The organism is Pseudoalteromonas sp. 2CM32C, assembly GCF_023161925.1.
In the GTDB taxonomy this organism is placed as follows: Bacteria; Pseudomonadota; Gammaproteobacteria; order Enterobacterales; family Alteromonadaceae; genus Pseudoalteromonas; species Pseudoalteromonas marina.
In genome coordinates, this window is the sequence record NZ_JALNTI010000001.1 from 407518 (window position 1) to 421882 (window position 14365).

Annotated in this window: 10 protein-coding genes; 1 reads left to right on the forward strand and 9 read right to left on the reverse strand. The window is 39.8% G+C overall.

The annotated features are described in order from the left end of the window. Positions 1–52: 52 nt before the first annotated feature. The 8 genes from epd to MTF67_RS01975 form a co-directional block, all read right to left on the reverse strand. Positions 53–1069 carry an erythrose-4-phosphate dehydrogenase gene (gene epd, locus MTF67_RS01940; RefSeq protein WP_006791866.1) on the reverse strand — a complete coding sequence of 339 codons (1017 nt, stop codon included), beginning with the start codon at positions 1067–1069 and terminating at the stop codon, positions 53–55. Positions 1070–1234: 165 nt separating this feature from the next. Next, complete coding sequence (locus MTF67_RS01945) at positions 1235–1495, reverse strand: hypothetical protein (RefSeq protein ID WP_248518555.1); 261 nt, start codon at positions 1493–1495, stop codon at positions 1235–1237. A gap of 26 nt (positions 1496–1521) precedes the next feature. After that, the gene (locus MTF67_RS01950) at positions 1522–2247 is read right to left on the reverse strand and encodes an SIMPL domain-containing protein (protein ID WP_248518556.1); all 726 of its coding nucleotides are present in this window, start codon (positions 2245–2247) and stop codon (positions 1522–1524) included. Positions 2248–2387: 140 nt separating this feature from the next. After that, positions 2388–3065 (reverse strand): hypothetical protein, encoded by a 678-nt coding sequence (locus MTF67_RS01955; protein ID WP_248518557.1) that lies wholly within the window; start codon positions 3063–3065, stop codon positions 2388–2390. A gap of 59 nt (positions 3066–3124) precedes the next feature. Further along, positions 3125–3748 (reverse strand): 3'-5' exonuclease, encoded by a 624-nt coding sequence (locus MTF67_RS01960; protein ID WP_248518558.1) that lies wholly within the window; start codon positions 3746–3748, stop codon positions 3125–3127. Positions 3749–3755: 7 nt separating this feature from the next. Continuing rightward, positions 3756–5594 (reverse strand): DUF294 nucleotidyltransferase-like domain-containing protein, encoded by a 1839-nt coding sequence (locus MTF67_RS01965; RefSeq protein WP_010555762.1) that lies wholly within the window; start codon positions 5592–5594, stop codon positions 3756–3758. Positions 5595–5699: 105 nt separating this feature from the next. Next, a complete protein-coding gene (locus tag MTF67_RS01970; RefSeq protein ID WP_006791848.1) occupies positions 5700–7424 on the reverse strand; it encodes a sodium:solute symporter family protein in 1725 nt (574 codons plus the stop codon). A gap of 10 nt (positions 7425–7434) precedes the next feature. Next, the gene (locus MTF67_RS01975) at positions 7435–7698 is read right to left on the reverse strand and encodes a DUF4212 domain-containing protein (protein ID WP_004586074.1); all 264 of its coding nucleotides are present in this window, start codon (positions 7696–7698) and stop codon (positions 7435–7437) included. A 411-nt stretch (positions 7699–8109) separates the two neighbouring features. Here MTF67_RS01975 and MTF67_RS01980 point away from each other — a divergent pair, with 411 nt between their 5' ends. Then, positions 8110–11550 (forward strand): PAS-domain containing protein, encoded by a 3441-nt coding sequence (locus tag MTF67_RS01980; RefSeq protein ID WP_248518559.1) that lies wholly within the window; start codon positions 8110–8112, stop codon positions 11548–11550. 75 nt (positions 11551–11625) lie between these two features. Here MTF67_RS01980 and MTF67_RS01985 read toward each other — a convergent pair whose 3' ends face one another. Continuing rightward, positions 11626–14292 carry a DUF2339 domain-containing protein gene (locus MTF67_RS01985; RefSeq protein ID WP_248518560.1) on the reverse strand — a complete coding sequence of 889 codons (2667 nt, stop codon included), beginning with the start codon at positions 14290–14292 and terminating at the stop codon, positions 11626–11628. Positions 14293–14365 lie beyond the last annotated feature (73 nt).

Genomic DNA, 14365 nt, shown 5'->3' on the forward strand with positions numbered 1-14365 from the left:
ACGATACTGAACCTGAAAAATACGTTTTAAATTATTATAGTAATATAAAAAGTTACTGAGTTACTGCAACCATCGCACGCGCTGTATCGAGCATACGATTTGCAAATCCCCACTCATTATCACACCAAACAAGTAACTTTATCAGCCGTTTGTGACTAACTCGTGTCTGTGTGCCATCAATAATACAAGAATGTGGATCGTGATTAAAATCAACTGATACAAGCGGCTCTTCGGTGTAGCTTAAAATACCTTCGAGTCTATCTTTTGCTTGTGCTTTAAGTGCATTATTAACGGCCTTTAAATCTACATCGGCATTAACCGTTACACTTAAATCCATAGCCGTTACATTAATTGTTGGAACGCGAACAGCTATGGCCTCAAAGCGACCTTCAAATTTAGGTAATATGCGGTCTATACCGCGGGCAAGTTTTGTATCTACCGGAATAATAGACTGACTCGCGGCGCGAGTACGGCGTAAATCATGATGGTACGCGTCAATCACTTGTTGATCGTTCATCGATGCATGAATAGTGGTAATAGCACCCGACTCAATACCAAAGGCATCGTCTAATACTTTTATTACTGGCACTACACAGTTTGTGGTACACGAGCCGTTAGATACAATAGTATGCTCGCTTTTAAGCTCATCGTCGTTTATGCCATAAACAATAGTGGCATCTACGTCGTTATCAGCCGGATGCGAAAACAACACCTTTTTGGCGCCCGCCGTAATGTGTAACTGTGCATGCTCACGCGAATGATAAACACCAGTACATTCAAGTACCACATCTACATCAAGGGTTTGCCAAGGTAATTCTACTGGGTTTTCTTCACAAAAAAGTGCAATAGTATCGCCTGCAACACTAATGGTGTCTTCACCAAGTTTTACAGGAAAAGAAAAGCGACCGTGGGATGTGTCGTATTTTAATAAATGAGCAATAGCTTCAGGGTCAGCCAGTTCGTTAATGGCAACAATTTTAATTTCGTCGCTCAAACCTGACTCGTACAACGCGCGGACAATATTTCGACCAATACGACCAAAACCATTAATTGCAAGTTTGATTGCCATGAAATATAAAATCCACTCTTTTAGCGTGCAGATAAAGGCTATGTGCCTTTTAGATGCCTGTATTGTAATCGACCTTGCGCCTGATTATAAGAGGGAGCGATTAGAAACTTTAAATTAACGTTGAAAATCCCCACATAGCCTTAAAGTATACACGTTAAAATTTGCTTATAACCCGCTGCCATTGTATGTGTTCGAACCAGAGGAAGTTCCTCCACCGAAGCTTTTAGGTATGCTTTTAGGCTTATCCTGTGAGCGATAAAACAACCACAAACCAACCGCAGCAAACAACGGAATTAACCAGACCAATATGACTTGCGCCACTTTTTGAAAAACCTCTAAATCATCGCGCTTTATCAAAAGAATACTAACGATGACGTTCAGTAATACAATGACACCAAACCCAATATAAAAATAATTTAATTCCATTTCTCTAATGCCTCATACCCTAATTGTTATTTTATCTCTAAATCAAACACCACGTTTATAGATGATTCAAATGTTATAGAAATTTCTAAATAATGCCCCGCTGCAAAAGGAGACTCACTCATTTTCGAACCAGTCACATCAATGCGCTCAACATACATTGAATGATAGCCATAATTTGAGCGATTGTTATTAGAATTAATACTATAAATATTTCCAAGAGATGCACCAAATGAACTCGCTAGTACTTTACCTTTAACTTTCGCATTTTCTACTGCATTCTGCGTAGCCTGAGCTTCCAACTCTTTGGCTTTTGAAGACAGTAACTCTATATTAGTTACTTCATTTATTTTTACACTCAATGCAAAATCAACAATTTCATTCATCTTGTTAATATCATCAATAGTAACTTTGAGTGAACGCGAAGCAATGTAACCTACCCGTTTTTCTTCACCACTTTCTAAATATTGCATATCAGCAGTAGTTAATAAATTTGAGGCTGATACTGCCGACTCTTCGACCCCATACTTATCTAAACTGTTTAAAAATAAATTAACCCTAGCATCCACATCACGTTTTGCATCAAGTGATTCTTTTTTCATACTAACCACCTCAAATGAAATTTTGGCTAGATCTGGTTTAGCTAATACCTCACCCTTCCCCTGGACAGCAATATGTCTATTCGGCGGCAAACTTGAATTTGCAAACGTAACAAGTGGAAATAAGGCAATAAAAATAGCGATGATAAGTTTCATATTCGTTCCTTGTAAAAGTGAAATTATGACTTATATGCCTACACCTATAAGTAACATTTAATAATATTTCAGCTAAATATTTTATGCTTACGTGCCTGAGTATCCTCATTAAATTAGCTAATTTTTGGGTGATGTAGAGGCTACTCTTTTGACTCTGAGCTAACCGTTTTTTCTTTATTTTCATTAGGTATTAATGCTGAAATATTTTCTTGTGAAATAATAAGTAACTTATCTTGTTTATTATCATAAACAAATAAATTCCCCATTGTTGAGGCTACTATTTGAACATTTTGAAGTTGAGTTACTTTGCTCTTAGCAATTGGATAATTTAATGATAAGTGATAACTCATTGTTCTTTCATTTATTATGTCTTTACTGTGTGAATACGCCAACATAGTAGGGTATATAGATATTATAAGTGCTAAAAATAACATTACTGAGTAACTAGGTTTTAATAAATAGAGCGGGTAACCAAAGCCATAATAAAGTTTTTTTAACACGGTTGTTTTACTAGGATCTGGCATGTGTCCTGAGCGCCAATTTAAATAAATAGCTATTAAAACGATGAGCGTAGTATAAATAGTAATAAGTAAAGGATTTGAAATCAGTGCCAGTAAAAAGTCACTTATTTCAATAAAGTTGAACACATCAATCGAAAAGTTATTAAGTAAAACGTAAAGATACACAACACCTGATAAACTACCCAGTAAGTAAAGAATAGTAAGAAACACACCAAAATTATTGTGAATGTACTTTTTGACTGCTTTGAGGTCATTGTTTAACTGGTTGTAATACTTACTGGCGGCTTCAATTACCATAATAAATCCTTTTAAAAAAATTGAGTTTAACAAAATTATACGTAAGTGAAATAGCTTTGTTAAACTAGTGCTCTTAACGTTAACTCTTTACCGGCGCCTATTTGGTGGCATTGGGCCAATAACAGCTCAGCAGTGGCTTGTGCATCGGTAAGCGCATGATGGCAATGATAGCTTGGTAAATCGTAGCGATTACGGCATTCATTTAAGGTTAAATCATCTAATTTTATATCGCTTGCGTGTTGCAGTAAGCGCTTTTTTTCTATTTGTAGGGTATCGATGATCAGCTTAGGCCGCTGGGTGACCCCTGCATTTTTTAGTGCTAACTTTAAAAAGCCCCAGTCAAGCATGGCATTATGAAATACTAAAATGCAGTCACTAAAGTGAGCGCTTAAAGACATTAAAATACTCTGTAGGCTTTTCCCTTGTGCCACCGAGTCAGTACTAATACCATGAAAAACCGGGCTTTGTTCAAGGCTTTTTACGTCTTTATTAATAAAATGCTGCGACTCGCTCATTTTTATACATTGGTTATCAATTACAACCCATGCAACCGACACTATTTCGTGCTGTTTCGAGTCAAGCCCTGTGAGCTCTAAATCAATCACCAAATAGCGCTGCGAGAATGCATTTTTTGCTAGTAATTGACGGCGCTTTATATACCGCGTAAGTAACATTTTTACCATGAGAGCCTCACAAGCTGCCCCGTGCAAATTTAAACGCGGCGCCTTGCTGCGCTTGTTTTACTAAATAAAACGCTTCTTTTAACTGATGGCGCTCTAGTGAATTTAATTTATTAGGGTTAATACAGTTGCTTGGTAACCCCTCTTCATTAATTTGTGTGCTTAAGCGCAGCTGAGTTAAAAAACGCCAACAGTCTTTTAAGTTGTAAATATCGTCTTTGTTGATGAGGTTATACTTTAATAAAGCTTCTAGGCGCTCTTGGGTGTTAGCCCGTTTAATTCCCGCTTTTAATGCGTATAAGCGCACTATGTCGTTAATGATCACCACACCGCGTTTTTTCAAATCTATGTATTTGTGGTTGTTGTCATCTTTTTGCGTTTTAAACTTGTTAAATAACCCTATGGGTACGCTGTTATTATTTATGTCGGTAGCCATGGCTGCATAAAATAAATCGTTTCGCGATATGCGCACTAATTGTTCACAAAATGCGGTATATAACGAATTTGAACCTTCTATAAAGCGTAAATCAAAAAATATTTTACAATTAAGCATGGCTTCGGGGGTTGGGCTTTTTATCCATTTAAAAAAGCGTTCAGACCAATCGTTCACGCTCATGCGGCATAAGTCACTGCTTGCCATTATGTTACCAGGGCATCGCCTAATGCCGCATTCAACGAGTTGTTCGCAAACAAACTCTCCCATTTTTTTAAAGTAAGTATGCTGCTCTTGAGTTAAATCGTTGGGGAGCAGTAGGCCGTTATCTTGATCTGAATGTAATGTTTGCTCTTCGCGCGCTTGTGAGCCAAAGCATATAAAACTAAAACTGGTTGGGGCTGCGCCGTGATCTTCTTGAAATAGTCTGATCAAGCGCGATGTTAATGCATCGGTTAACCCGCTTAGTAATTTACCAATAAGTGAAATATCGTCAATATTATGAGAGAAGCTCTTTAGTAAATCGGGCACTTCTTTGGCGTAACGTTTTAAGTCGGTCACGTTATGCGCTTTATAAATGCGTCCAATGAGCTGCACTGGATCACTTTTTTGTTGGCGCAGTAAATCAGTACTGGTGAGCATACCTATCGGGTTATGGCTTTCATCAAGCACTGGCAAGTGGTGAATATTATATTTAAGCATTAAATGCAACGCAGAAAACACGCGATTATTTTCAAATATAAATTTAGGGTTTGTGGTCATTATGCTGCTAACCGCTTCTTGCGGGTCTACTTCGTCGGCAAGCACCCTATTTCGCAGATCGCGGTCTGTTACCACGCCAACTAAATGGGCGTGTTGAATAACCATAATTGACGACACACCGTGCTCTTTCATTTTTTTAGCGCTTTGTCGAATGCTGGCATCGGGTGAAAGCGTTATGGCTGTGCGGGTCATGAGTTCAGATATTCTGCGCTCTGACCAACTGTCGTTTTTACTTTTATAATGTGATGATAGTAATCTATTGGCGTGAGCTCTTACAAAATATTGCTCAAACGGTTTGTACTCTCGGCGTAAAAAATCAAAGTGTTCTTGGTTGAGCATATACACTATGCCCTCTTTTTGAACCGCCAATTTATTTTGAATTGCTTCGCCGGTTAAAAGCGAAGGAAAACCAAAATAATCACCTTGCGCTAAACGCGTTACTACATCACCTTTAGCATCAACTAAATCGTAAAGACCCGAGCGAATTAAAAAAAGCTTTGGGTGTTCGCTCTGTAGCCACTGCGCTTGGTTTTCTCGCGTTAAATAAATAACATCAAGATGGTTTACAAAGTAGTCGCAAGCACTGTTATCGAGCATGCTGAACGGCGCTTGAAGGTAAACATATTGGGCTACTTCTTGTTGTTCTACACTCATTGTTACACTCACTAAAAAGTATACACAGCACCAATGTACTCATTATTTATACAAATAAAAAGCCCGACTAAGGTCGGGCTTTTGGTACTTTACATATAAGTTGGCTTAATGCGCGTGCGCTTCTGCCGACCCTTTAGGATTACGAATACCTTCTACCATTTCTTGTATTTCAACAGGTGTTGGTTGAGTAAATTTCAGTACTACGGCAGCAACAACAAAGTTAATTACCATACCGACTAAACCTATACCTTCAGGCGAAATACCTAAGAACCAGTTCTCTGGGCTGTTAAGCTCTGGGCTCACAAATTTAAAGAAAATGATATACGCTGCAGTAAAGCCAATACCGGTGATCATGCCTGCAATAGCGCCTTCTCTGTTCATTGTTTTAGAGAATATTCCCATGATAATTGCAGGGAAGAAACTCGCCGCTGCTAAACCAAAGGCAAATGCGACCACCGACGCTACAAAGCCAGGCGGATTAATACCAAAGTAAGCAGATATAACAATGGCAATCATCGCGGCTAATCGAGCGGCCAGTAGCTCTTGTTTATCACTAATATCGGGTTTCAGAGTACGTTTGAGTAAATCGTGCGAAACAGAAGTCGAAATAACCAGTAGTAAACCCGCTGTTGTCGACAGTGCTGCAGCAATCCCCCCTGCGGCTACAAGTGCAACAACCCATGCAGGTAAATTAGCTATCTCAGGATTAGCCAATACCATAATATCGCGGTCTACTTTTACTTCATTTGCGCTATTTGGATCCTCTATTTTACCTGCTGTGTAGAACATTTTGCCGTCACCATTTTTATCATTAAAAGTGATTAGGCCTGTACGTTCCCAGTTTTTGATCCACGCGGGTGCTTCTGCGTACGCTGTGCCGCTGCCGTCTTTACCATTGATTGTATCGATCATGTTTACACGTGCAAACGAAGCAACTGCCGGTGCGGTAGTATAAACAATAGCAATAAATACTAACGTCCATGCAGCTGAAATACGCGTATCTTTTACACGCGGTACAGTGAAGAAGCGAACAATTACATGTGGTAAACCTGCAGTACCGACCATTAATGCACCTGTAATGGCAAATACATCAATCATGCTTTTAGAGCCTTCGGTGTATTGTGCAAAGCCCAGCTCTGCGCTTAACCCGTCAAGTTTATCAAGTACATACATACCTGAGCCGTCACTTAAAGTGGCACCAAAGCCTGTTTGTGGAAAGAAGTGACCCGTCATCATCATTGAGATAAAAATAGCCGGAACTAAGTATGCAAATACAAGTACACAATACTGCGCTACTTGTGTATAGGTAATGCCTTTCATGCCGCCAAGAACCGCATAGAAAAATACAATCACCATACCAATGTAAACACCGGTTTCAATTTCTACTTCTAAAAAGCGAGAAAACACAACGCCTACGCCGCGCATTTGCCCTGCAATATAAGTAAAACAAATAAATATGGCACATAAAATGGCCACTAAGCGCGCTGTGCGCGAGTAGTAACGGTCGCCAATAAAGTCAGGTACTGTGAACTTGCCGAATTTACGTAAGTAAGGCGCTAAACACATAGCGAGCAATACGTAACCGCCAGTCCACCCCATTAAGTAAACGCCGCCATCATACCCTGCGAACGAAATAATACCCGCCATTGAGATAAACGACGCGGCGCTCATCCAGTCAGCTGCAGTTGCCATACCATTAGCTAGTGGAGGTACGCCGCCGCCCGCTACGTAAAATTCGTTTGTTGAACCCGCACGGGCCCAAATTGCAATGCCGATATAAAGCGCAAAGCTTAAACCAACAATTATAAATGTGAGTGTTTGAACATCCATTGCTTAGCTCCTATTCGTCTACGCCGTATTTTTTATCTAACGTATTCATTTTGAAAACGTACACAAAAATCAAAGCCACAAAGGTGTAAATCGCGCCTTGCTGGGAGAACCAGAAGCCAAGTTTAAACCCAAAAAAACGTACTTCATTCAGTACATCTACCAGTAATATGCCAAAGCCAAATGAGACCACAAACCACACTGCTAGTAATTTAAACAGTAGTGAAATGTTTTCAGCCCAATAAGCTTTTGCTTGTTCTTCGTCTTTAAAAGCCATTTTTATTTTCCCCTTTAAGCACCGCAGTATCGCGATGGGTGGTTTTTTATCTTCGCTAATCAATTTAGCAACGCAGCTCATATATTGAATTGAGACCATAGTCGTAACACCTGATTAACGTTTACGTAAACTGCATTTAACCTACTTGATAGAGAACGTTATTTTTATTTAATATCAGCATGTTACGCTTTTCATACTTGCTATACCTATTGCTGATTTACCAATCAGCTCACAAATGCGACATTAGTCTAATACGAAGGCTTTTTAATTTTTATTGTTATTATTCAGTAGGATATATTTTCACTTTAATTTACTATTTAAAATCAACCCCCACACCTAAGCTCAGTTCTGGTATTGTGTAATAACCTCTGGGTTGAGGGTGATTTAAAAATAATAAGGGTTAATAACACCATGACTGCCGTTCTCATTATTGTTGCATTAGGGTATATAGGGGTACTGTTTTGGCTAGCAAACTGGGGCGATAAAACAACGCCTTTGGCAAAGCGTATTAGTCATCATCCTTTTGTGTATTCGTTTGCAATTGGTATTTACTGTACCTCTTGGACCTATTACGGCTCGGTGGGAACCGCAGCCACCAGCAGCTGGAGCTATTTACCTATTTTATTGGGTCCGGCCTTATTGTTTTTTTTCGGGCAGGGTTTTTTACGCAAACTAGTTTTGGTTAGTAAAAAACAAAACATCACTACCATTGCCGACTTTATTTCCGCCCGTTATGGCAAACGCCAAACCACCGCCATTATGGTGACTCTTATTGCGCTGCTAGCCACTATTCCTTACATTGCGTTGCAACTTAAAGCCCTAAGCACTAGCTTTTTGCTATTGCAAAACAGCAATAAAATATCGGGGGATATGCTGGCACTTTCTGCCACACTTATCATGGCATTATTTGCAATATTTTTTGGTACCCGCAAAGTCGATGTCACCGAGTATCGCTCTGGGTTAATGCTAGCTGTAGCATTCGAATCTTTAATCAAGCTTTTTGCATTAATGGCTGTGGCAGGCCTCGCTATTTATACATTATTCAACCTACCAGAAACCTCATCAGCTGAGTTAACCGAATCTGCTTGGGCACACTGGAGTAATTTTAATTTTTTTAGTTTTAATTTTATTGGTCAATCCCTTATGGCGGCCGCGGCAATTATTTGTTTACCCCGCCAGTTTCATGTAACCGTGGTCGACAACCAAAATAAGCGCCATTTAAATACCGCTCGTTGGGCGTTCCCCTTATATTTATTACTAACCGCAGCAATGATTTTACCTATAGCGACTGCCGCTATTCACCCAAATATTGGTATTGGTTATTCGCCAGACAGCTTTGTACTGGCACTGCCGCTAATTAACAACAACGCCTTTTTAACAACCTTTGTATTTATTGGTGGCCTATCGGCTGCAACTGCCATGATTGTGGTTGCAACACTGACTCTAAGTACCATGATCTCAAACGATGTAGTGCTGCCATTAATACTGCGTCGTAAGTTTAAACGTAACCTAATTACCACCAGCTATAAGGCACAAATTTTATTAGTAAGGCGCTTTACCATTGCCGGTATTTTAATATTGGCTTATTTTTATCAACAATGGTTTGGCCATAGCAGCGCACTGGCTAGTATGGGCTTAGTTGCCTTTTCGTTAGTGACTCAGTTATTGCCCTCTATTGTTGGTGGCTTATATTGGCGAAAAGGTCATGCCTATGGCGTTTATGCTGGTCTTTTAGCTGGTATAACCTGCTGGGTGCTGTTTTTAATGTTACCCATTTTAGATGCAGGTAATACCTTAAATAGCGAGTTACAACAAACACTCATCACTCGTGGAACACTCATCGCACTCTTTGCAAATATAGGTTGTTATATTAGTTTTTCTTTAGGGGCTGAAGAGCGCCTTATTGATAAAATTCAGGCCGCTGCGTTTGTAAATCCAAAAGATCAGGCTATTTTGTCTCGCCGTTTAAATAAAGATGTTAAAGCCACCGTTTACGACTTTAAAATATTGCTGCAAACCTTTTTAGGCATACAACGCAGCCAACAAGTACTGGCTCATTACGCACTTGCCCACCATTTAAACGACAATAACGCTCACCCAGAGCCCGAATTTATAGCCTATTGCGAACGCGCATTAACTGGTGTTTTAGGCGCATCATCTGCACAGGCGCTTATTCATACGGTGTCATCGGGTAAACGCATGGCATTTGAAGAAGTTGTTAACTTTTTTGATGAAACCACGCAAGCCCTACAATTTAACCAAAACCTATTATTTACCTCTTTAGAAAACTTAAGCCATGGTATTTCGGTTGTTGATAAAAACTTAAAGCTAGTGGCATGGAACAAGCGCTACAGTGCCATGTTTAACTACCCTGAAGGTTTTTTAGAAGTTGGCCAACCCATAGAGGATATTATTAGATACAACGCTAAACGCGGTGAATGTGGGCCTGGTGAAATAGAACGCCAAATAGAAAAACGCGTGCAACATTTAAAAAATGGTAGCTCTCATCACTTTATACGCCACCGTCGTAATGGCCAAGTGTTTGAGATGATTGGTAATCCACTGCCTGATGGCGGCTTTGTAACGAGCTTTTCTGATATTACAACTCACATAAGCACCCAAAATGCGCTTGAAGAAGTGAACATGGATCTAGAAAACCGTATTGAGGCGCGAACCCAAGAAGTACAAACCATAAATAAAGACTTACAAGCGCAAATAGACAGCCGAGTACAAACGGAGGAAGCACTTACTTTAGCAAAACGAGAGGCCGAACAAGCAAACGACAGTAAAACGCGCTTTTTAGCACTCGCTAGCCACGATATTTTACAACCCCTCAATGCAGCGCGTTTATACCTAGCTGCCATTGATGAAAAACAACTTGATTCCACTAATGCAAATAACTTTAATAAGCTTGGTGACAGCCTAGATTCGACTGTTCACTTAATGTCAGCCCTACTTGAAATAGCTAAACTAGAGCAAGGCGCAATGACCCCCACACCGCGCCACTTTTACATTGAAGATATTTTAGCGCCGCTAAAAAGTGAGTACGCTATTTTATCAAGTGATAAAGGGCTAAAGCTCACCGTACGTTCTGGTGGCCAAGTTGTGCATAGCGATATCACCTACCTGCGCCGAATTATTCAAAATTTAGTGTCTAATGCTGTTAAATATACTGATAAAGGACGCGTGTTAGTGGCATGTAGAAACCGAAAACATAGCCTGCGCATTGAAGTATGGGACACAGGCCCTGGTATTAGCGACGTTGAACAAGCCAAAATATTTAACGATTTTTATCGCGTTGAGTCTGGCGACAACAAAGGCGTAGGGCTGGGCCTTGGCGTGGTGAAGCGTATGGCAGATTTATTAAGTTTAGAGCTTGATGTGCACTCAGAACCCGGTAAAGGCAGCCGCTTTAGTATTGACGTACCCTATGGTGACGCCCAGTTTGTTCAGCAAAAAAGCGCAGCGAGTAACCTAATAGAAAACCGCACTGCAATAAACATTATTGCCGTAGATGACGACCCAGAAAATCTCGCAGCTATGGCAAGCTTACTTAAAAAGTGGCAAGCAAATTATACCCTGTTTGATAATGTCGAAAACGTCATGTCGCATGCTAAAGCGCATAGCGCACCGGATGTTATATTAATGGATTACCAGTTAGGCAATGAGTGCGATGGCATCACTTTAATTAAAACACTCAGAGAAATATGGCAAAGCGACATCCCGGCTATTTTAATTACCGCAGTACGCGACACCGAACTTAAACAGGAAACAAAAGCAGCTAATATTCACTACTTAAGTAAGCCTATTAAGCCTGGTAAATTAAAAGCCCTGCTTAATCACAGCACTTAATTTGTAACTTAGTTAATCGCAAATAAAAAGCCCAGTACGTTTACTGGGCTTTGCCTTATAAAGTATCCAAATATTTTATAGTGTTTTTGAGCGGCTTCTAAGCTTTTGAAATAACCAACTTAGCCCAACTAACGAAAGCCCTAAACCAATAAATGACAGGGCTTTTAACAGCCCCGTTAAATTAGCCATATCAATTAAAAACACTTTTACAATAACAGCCGCAAGTAATCCTAAGCCTATTTTTTGAATAAGTAACTGGTTTTTAAGGTGTCCGAATATAACCGTACCAGCGCCCAGTATTAGCCAAATAACAGAGTAGCTATACAACTCTTCGTTACTGGCCCCTTTTGATAGATAAATATAAGCCCCTTGCCAGTATTGACGAATAAAACTGTTAATGGCAATTAAGCCAAGTAAACCTGCAACACCAAGTACGAACGGCGCTATCTTAGCGTTTATAGGTTTAATCAGTGAGTATAACCAAACCGTTAAGCCTGCTGGTACTAACCAAAGTAAAAACAGCCAGTTAAGTACTGGGAGCTCACCAATATAAATAGAGGTTAATAACGGGTTATCGTCGAGTAGTGTTTTAAGTGACATAAAGCCAGCGCCGCCTGCTAGTACACTCCCTGCAATTTGATAAAGCTTAGCTAAGCTCCCCGCAATACGTGCACGATGCAAATAAACGCAGCCCAGCGCAAGCCAATTACAGGTAAGCAAAACTTGCTCATAAAAACTAAGCGCGTCAAATTGTGGGGAGTGTCCCACTAACTGGTAACTGGTTTCGGTTGTAATGAACAGCGCAAAGCAATGAAGCGCAGCCCCTTCTAACCACACTTTTAATTGCGATGTTTTATAGCATTTAGCTGTGGCAAAAAATAATGCGGTACACAGCGGATATACAATAATACTCCAGTGCAAGCCAAATAATGTAAGAGCGTCGTAACTTGGTGTCCAAGGCGCAAGCGTTAACCGAAGTAATAAAGCAGCCACTAGCGCTTTAATAGGCCAATGCGGCATAGGCACATTATAACGCTTTATGAGCACACTAATTAACAGTACTTGAATAGCTAATGCAATGGTTAAACCGCTGTCGCTTAGAAGCATAGTTATAGCTAAAGTAATATTCGCATTTGCGCCTACCCAGTAAGTAAAACGCTGAAACAACGTTGTATTATGCTGCGCACACTTAATTAAAATAGCCGCAACCACACATAATACAAAAGCCCAAAGTGGATAAGCGATGCTTAACGCATTGTTTGGAATTAGTACATACAAGGTACTTATCATTACAAAAACGCTAAATGCCGCAGTAATATGAAACGCTAATCGTTTTACCTGTTTTTTACCAAAATAAAGTCCGTACGCCATAAAGCCAAAACCAAGCAATAACCCTAAGCCGTATTCGCTTTTAAATATAAATAATCCATCATCAAAAAAAGCGGATAAAGAATTCATTTGCTCTGCGCTTATAATCATTAGCGTAGCAATAACGAGTGATAGCCCTTGCCATAAATCCCAGCGACTATTTTTAAGTGCTAAAAATAATAACAATCCAATACTTAATACACCGATAGTTTGCCATTCTAAATTGTAATAGCTTATCGACATGGTAAAAATTAGCGGAACTATAAAGGCAAGGAGTAAAAGGTGATCGGGGAATACTTTTATAAGGCGCTTTAAAGAGTGCGGACGATGTTCAATACTTTTTAATTTAAAACCCAAACGCGGCAAAGCAATCAGGCCAACAATACTCAGTAATGCAAAGGTTGCAAGTAACCAAGGTGTATTACTTTTTAGCTGCATTATTATAAAACCAACTAAATACCAACCAATATGCCCTGCCCACATTAAATACCAAAGCCAAGCTCGCTGCACTTTGTGTGCAACCAAGGATGCCGATAAACTAACAAAGCCAACATACATAAATAATTCAAATACGTTGCTACTGCCGGTATTAACCCAAATAGGCACGCTGTAAGCACCAATAATTCCTAACACCGCTAGCAATGGCCCAAGTGTTATTGCCATTATGCTCGCACTTATGGCAATAATAGCTAGCACAATAAAAGCAGTTGTAGGGCTAAGCATTTGATAGCTACTGTAAGCTAAAAGCGTTAATGCAAAACAGGTTATAAACCCACCACTGGCAAGTGCTGCAGGTATGTAGTTATTAAAGCCTTCAAAAATAATACGTTTATAGTGTAAATAGCTTGCAGCTATGATCAAACCTACCCCAAATAAACCACCTAAGCTGAGCCTCATTATGGGTGATAAAAGCCCTGCTTCTAAGCTGTATTTAGCTAAAAATATGCCGCCAAAAGCAAGCGCTATTGCGCCAATCCAGGTCATCCAATTTTGTTCAAACCCGGTGCGTAGTTTTTCAAACACTGAGGCAATAAATAAAGGGATAGCGGGGTTCGATTTTATTGATTTAACGTTAGGCGTTACAACCGTATTTACTGGCTCATTTTGCGCTGAATTACTTTTTGGTACTGAGGTAGGCTCTACTTTATAAGCAGTAGATTGTGCATTTAAAGGCGCAACGTGTTTTGAGGATGAAAAAGTTTTTGTATCAGAATGATCAGCACTTGGGCTTGCCTGCAGCTTGACTACTTTAGCCCTTAAAATCGCGATTTCTTGCTTTAGGCCGTTTACTTGTATTAATGCAATTAATCCACACAAAGCACCGGTTGCAATAATCAGCATGACTATCACTATTAACCCAATAAAATCATCCATGGCACACTCTTATTATTTATTATGTCATGAGTGTACCTAATTATTACTAAGCCGTTAAATTTTGTTCAATAAA